This is a genomic window from Arthrobacter sp. Hiyo1 (genome assembly GCF_001263615.2).
Classification (GTDB): domain Bacteria; phylum Actinomycetota; class Actinomycetes; order Actinomycetales; family Micrococcaceae; genus Arthrobacter.
The window spans coordinates 234,200-238,690 of record NZ_DF952469.1; the positions used below are offsets into that span (position 1 = coordinate 234,200).

Below are 4,491 nucleotides of genomic sequence, written 5' to 3' on the forward strand. Positions count from 1 at the left end.
CTCGGTTGGTGCCGGGTCCGGGGCCGGGGTCGGGGCAGTGGTCGATTGGCTATTCTGAGGAGCCAGAGTGGTCTCGGCATGGGCCGAAAGCAACGGGAAGGCGCACATCACCACGGCCATGGCAATGCCCGCGAGGGCAACGGAGAACGGGCGTCGCACGGCGGCACGGGTCGCGCCGCCAGAGCGCGCTGAGGAGCGTTGGGTCATGTTTACCTCTGCAGGACGGCACGGGCCGCCCGGAGTTGGGGTGGTATTGACCGGAATCTTCCTACATAGTCCGGGCATGTCGCAAATCCCGTTCCCTGCAAAGGCCATCAGGAAGAGCCGGTGCCGGTCCTTGCGGCGTCGTTCAACTCGATCCTGGCATCAACCACAATCGCGGTCACATTGTCCCGCCCGCCACTCAGCAACGCCTCGTGGATGAGGGCATCCACCGCGTCCTGGGGCTTCTCAACCGTGCTCAAGATCCGGAACATGTGCTCGTCGCCCAGCTCCCCGGTGAGTCCGTCCGAGCAGATCAGCATCCGATCCCCGTCCTGGATGGGCAGCAACCAGAAGTCCGCTTCGTTTTCGCCCCCTGTGCCGAGGGCGCGGGTCACCACATTGCGGCGCGGATGCACCGTGGCTTCTTCCCGCGTGATGCTTCCGGCCTCCGCGAGTTCCTGGACTTCCGAATGGTCCACGCTGATCTGCCTGAATTCGCCCCCGTTCACCCGATACGTCCGTGAATCGCCGATGTTCATGACCAGCCAATACGGGACGCCCATATGCTCGGCGACGACGACGCCGGTGAGCGTTGTTCCAGCGCGGCCACCCGTGGCATTCCGGATCTGGGAGTCGGCAGCCAGGATGCACCTTTGCAGGGCAACGGCAGTTGCCGAGCGGACTCCCGGCGCCAATTGCGGCATGCTGCCGAGGGTACGCACGCACAACGCGCTGGCAATCTCGCCTGCCTCATGCCCGCCCATGCCGTCAGCCACCGCGAAGACCGGATCCTTTGCGATGAGCGAGTCTTCGTTGAGTTCCCGGCTGAGTCCACGGTCCGTCCCGAAGCCATAGGTCAACGTGAATCCCGGCTCAGGGGCGGTTGCTGCGGACGGTGAATTCATCAGTCGAGGACCAGTCCCTTGCCAAGTCCGCGGGCAAGCCGGACGGGAAGGATTTCCCCGAAACCACGAACGTTTTCGGCCGTCTGCGGAACCAGGATGAAACGTTCGTCCTGGCCCAGCGCTGCCGCCGTCATCTCGTCCACGAGGACCGTGCCAGGTTCAGCCAAGGCCGTGAGGCGGGCCGCCAGGTTGACGGTGGGGCCGTAAATATCGCCGAGACGGGAAAGGATCCGTCCCCAGACCATGGCCACGCGGGCTTCCGGGAGGATTTCGTCTTCCGTGAAGGCCTGGGCAAGCGCCAAGGAGATCTCGGCACCAGCGGCCGGCGTCTCGGCGATGTAGAGGACTTCGTCGCCGACGGTCTTGACCAGGCGCCCCCCGCCGATGGAGATGATCTCCGCGCACTTGTTCTCGAAGCGCTGGACCAACTGGGCCAGGGTTTTCTCGTTCATGCGGCGTGACAGGCTCGTGTAGGAGACGAGGTCGGCAAAACCTACGGCGCGCGCCAAAGGCAAAGGAGCGTCGTCTTCATCTCCTTCGCGGCCTGCTTCGCTCGCCTGCAAACCTGCCTCTGCACGGACGGCCAGGCGCTGCACACCGGCGTTCATCTGGCGTCGCCATGAGTACAGCAGGATCTCTTCCATGGCGTCCACAAGGTTGGGCAGTTCATTGACCAGCTGCTTGCGGGCAACGGCATCGGGGATGCCTTGCTGCACCACCATGTCTTCAATCAGCGCCTCGACTTGCCACACCACCATACGGTCGGTCATCTGACCGATGGCGCGCGTCACGGAGATGGCAGCTTCCTCGGTGAGCTTTCCGGCGCGGACCAGGTCGAGGATGGTGGAAAGCGCCGCGAGGTCGCGCTCGGTGAACGCTACATCCTGGTCACCGAAATTCGGGAATCCCAGCGCCCGCCACAGCTTGCGGGCTGACAACAGCGAGACGCCTGCTCCGGCCGCGACTTCGCGCCGCCGGAGTTTGCGTTCGCCGCCCAAGAGCCGCGTTTCCAGCGCTTTGATGGCAAGCCGTTCTGCTGACAATGCGCCGGTGGGCGGGGACACCACGGGGAGGACCCCCGTAGGTGCTTGGTCCACGGAAGGTTCGGGCACGGCGTCGGGCTCGTGGTCCATGTACTCAGGCTCCTGCTCGTCAACGCTCATCTCTTCCACCTTCTCTCACATCCCAGGGCAACGCGGCACCAGAGTAGTCAACTGGTCCAACAAAACCGTCAAAGTCGCCATGCTCCGGTACGGCGCCCGGGCCGAACCCGACATTTGTCGGAAGCTCGGCCATGGCATCCAGGATGAAACTTCGAAACTTGCCGACCTCCGGAACATCCGCGAGAACGGCCTCGCCGGGGTGCCCGGTATCCAAGGATATATTCCCGGAGCGCAATATCCGTTGGAGCAGCGATTGTTTGATCCCCACGCTGCGCACCGCGGCCAGCGGGACCTGCCAGTCTCCCCGGCGAAGCATTCCGAAACGGGCAACTATCCGGCCGCTTGTCAGGATGTACCGTACGCCGCGCCAGCGGATGAATCGCGGAAGGCTGTAGCCAAGCAGCACGATCGCCACGATGGCCAGGCATGCGGCCACCAACCATTGGGTCCAATCACTCGTGATGACCGGAAGCAACTTACCCGGTCCGCCCTTGACTATCCATGCACAGGCGAAGGCGGCCGCGGCGGGGACCAAGATGAACGCCAGGACGGGACCGAAAAGCGCCCTGGGCTGCTGCCGCGTAATCACGATGACTTGCTCCCCGCGCAGGAGCTCTTTACGCATAACCGCTTTCGGTAGCCCTCAGATGGACGACGTCGCCGGCAGTCACGACGTGCTCGCGGCCACCATGGTCCACCACCAAAAGGGAACCATACTCATCCAACCTGGACGCATGCCCCACCAATTCGTGGTCGCCCGGCAAATGCGCCTTCACTTCTCGTCCCAAGGTGACCATGACAGCTTCAACCCGCTTGTGCAGGGACGAGCCGCCGGCCAATCCCGCGGTGGGGTCGCCGTCGGCATTGCAGAAACTGCGGTAGAGCGCCGCGAAGCGTGACAGGTAGTTCCGCAGAAGCACGGTGCGGTCCGTGGTCGTGGCACCCTCGAGCACAAGGGACGTCGCTGTCGGGACAGGCAACTCATCTTCGCTGAGCGTCACGTTGAGGCCGGTGCCCAGGATCACGGCCGGAACGGATCCATCCCCCATCGGTCCCATCTGGGCCAGGATCCCGGCGATCTTCTTGCCTCGGACCAGGACATCGTTGGGCCACTTGATCTCGGCGGGCAGGCCGGCGGTTTCCAGGAGGGTCTCGCGCAAGGCCAGCGCGCCCAGGAGGGACAGCCAGGAATAGCTCTGGGTGGGAACGGGGAGGCCTTGGGAATTCACGGGACGCAGGACGATCGAAACGGAAATCGCCGAACGTTCGGGAGACTCCCAGTGACGGTCGAGCCGGCCCCGGGCCGCCGTCTGGTGCTCGGCGGTAAGGACCGCGAGGTCTGCCCATTCCTTAGGCTCAATGGTCACGGCGCGCAGCAGATCGGCGTTCGTGGAGCCTGTGGTCTCCACGATCTTCAATTGCGAAATACCGGCGGCCGCGAGGAAGTCGGGGTGAAGCAGGGCATCGCGGTCCAGGCCCAAGCGCGGGGCACGTGGTTCGCTGCTGGCAGGCTGTTCGACGTCCATAGACAGAATCCTATCCAGCCAGGCCGGTCCGGGAAGAAGTTGTCCGCTTAGAGGAAGATATCCGGTACCAGCTTCTCCTCCGGGGCACCCAGACTGTAGGGCCTGAAGTCGGATACTCCGGTAGCCCTCAACACCTGTTCGTCCGTATAGAAGTTGCCTGTATTGCTTGCTGAAGCGCCTGAGTCTGCGGACAGGTTCGCCCCGGTCAGGACAGCGTGGGCCGCATCGGCCATGATTTCCGGGCCCCTGGCCGCTTGGACGATCTGTGCCCCGCCGGGCATATTCCGAATGGCGGCAGTGTCGATCAGCGTGCAGGGCCACAGCGAGTTGACCGACACGCCGTCGTTCTTGAGTTCTTCGGCCAGGCCCAGCGTGGTGAGGCTCATGCCGTACTTGGCCATGGTGTAGGCCAGATGCATGCCTGCCCACTTCGGGTCAAGGTTCAGCGGCGGCGAGAGCGTCAGGATGTGGGCGTTGTTCGATGTCCGCAGGGCCGGAAGCGCGAGCTTGGACAGCAGGAAGGTGCCTCGGACGTTGATGTCCTGCATGAGGTCATAGCGTTTCATGTCAATTGCGTCAGTGCGGGAGAGGTCTATCGCCGAGGCGTTGTTGACCACGACGTCGATTCCGCCAAAGTGTTCGACGGCGGCGGCAACCGCCGCGGCAACGTCGCCGTCGTTGCGGACATCACCC

At 63.9% G+C, this 4,491-nt stretch carries 6 protein-coding genes; all 6 read right to left on the minus strand.

From position 1 onward, the window contains the following. Nucleotides 1-207: hypothetical protein (locus AHiyo1_RS25415; RefSeq protein ID WP_216363136.1), on the minus strand; the 207-nt coding region annotated here is incomplete at its 3' end. 107 nt (nucleotides 208-314) lie between these two features. Then, nucleotides 315-1,109 carry a PP2C family protein-serine/threonine phosphatase gene (locus tag AHiyo1_RS05680; protein ID WP_059387889.1) on the minus strand — a complete coding sequence of 265 codons (795 nt, stop codon included), beginning with the start codon at nucleotides 1,107-1,109 and terminating at the stop codon, nucleotides 315-317. Next, nucleotides 1,109-2,272 (minus strand): adenylate/guanylate cyclase domain-containing protein, encoded by a 1,164-nt coding sequence (locus tag AHiyo1_RS05685; protein ID WP_059387890.1) that lies wholly within the window; start codon nucleotides 2,270-2,272, stop codon nucleotides 1,109-1,111. Before AHiyo1_RS05685 ends, AHiyo1_RS05680 begins: the two co-directional genes overlap by 1 nt. Then, complete coding sequence (locus AHiyo1_RS05690; protein WP_059387891.1) at nucleotides 2,262-2,897, minus strand: PH domain-containing protein; 636 nt, start codon at nucleotides 2,895-2,897, stop codon at nucleotides 2,262-2,264. Before AHiyo1_RS05690 ends, AHiyo1_RS05685 begins: the two co-directional genes overlap by 11 nt. After that, nucleotides 2,890-3,798: a biotin--[acetyl-CoA-carboxylase] ligase gene (locus AHiyo1_RS05695; protein ID WP_059387892.1), complete on the minus strand. Its 909-nt coding sequence runs from the start codon at nucleotides 3,796-3,798 to the stop codon at nucleotides 2,890-2,892. The genes AHiyo1_RS05690 and AHiyo1_RS05695 overlap by 8 nt, the downstream gene beginning before the upstream one ends. Before the next feature lie 47 nt (nucleotides 3,799-3,845). Next, nucleotides 3,846-4,491: SDR family oxidoreductase (locus AHiyo1_RS05700; RefSeq protein WP_059387893.1), on the minus strand; the 646-nt coding region annotated here is incomplete at its 5' end.

Bases quoted from the DNA above. Each gene is read 5' to 3' on its own strand.
- AHiyo1_RS05680 (WP_059387889.1), bottom strand. From the start codon at position 1,109: ATGAATTCACCGTCCGCAGCAACCGCCCCTGAGCCGGGATTCACGTTG.
- AHiyo1_RS05685 (WP_059387890.1), bottom strand. From the start codon at position 2,272: ATGAGCGTTGACGAGCAGGAGCCTGAGTACATGGACCACGAGCCCGAC.
- AHiyo1_RS05695 (WP_059387892.1), bottom strand. From the start codon at position 3,798: ATGGACGTCGAACAGCCTGCCAGCAGCGAACCACGTGCCCCGCGCTTG.
- AHiyo1_RS05690 (WP_059387891.1), bottom strand. From the start codon at position 2,897: ATGCGTAAAGAGCTCCTGCGCGGGGAGCAAGTCATCGTGATTACGCGG.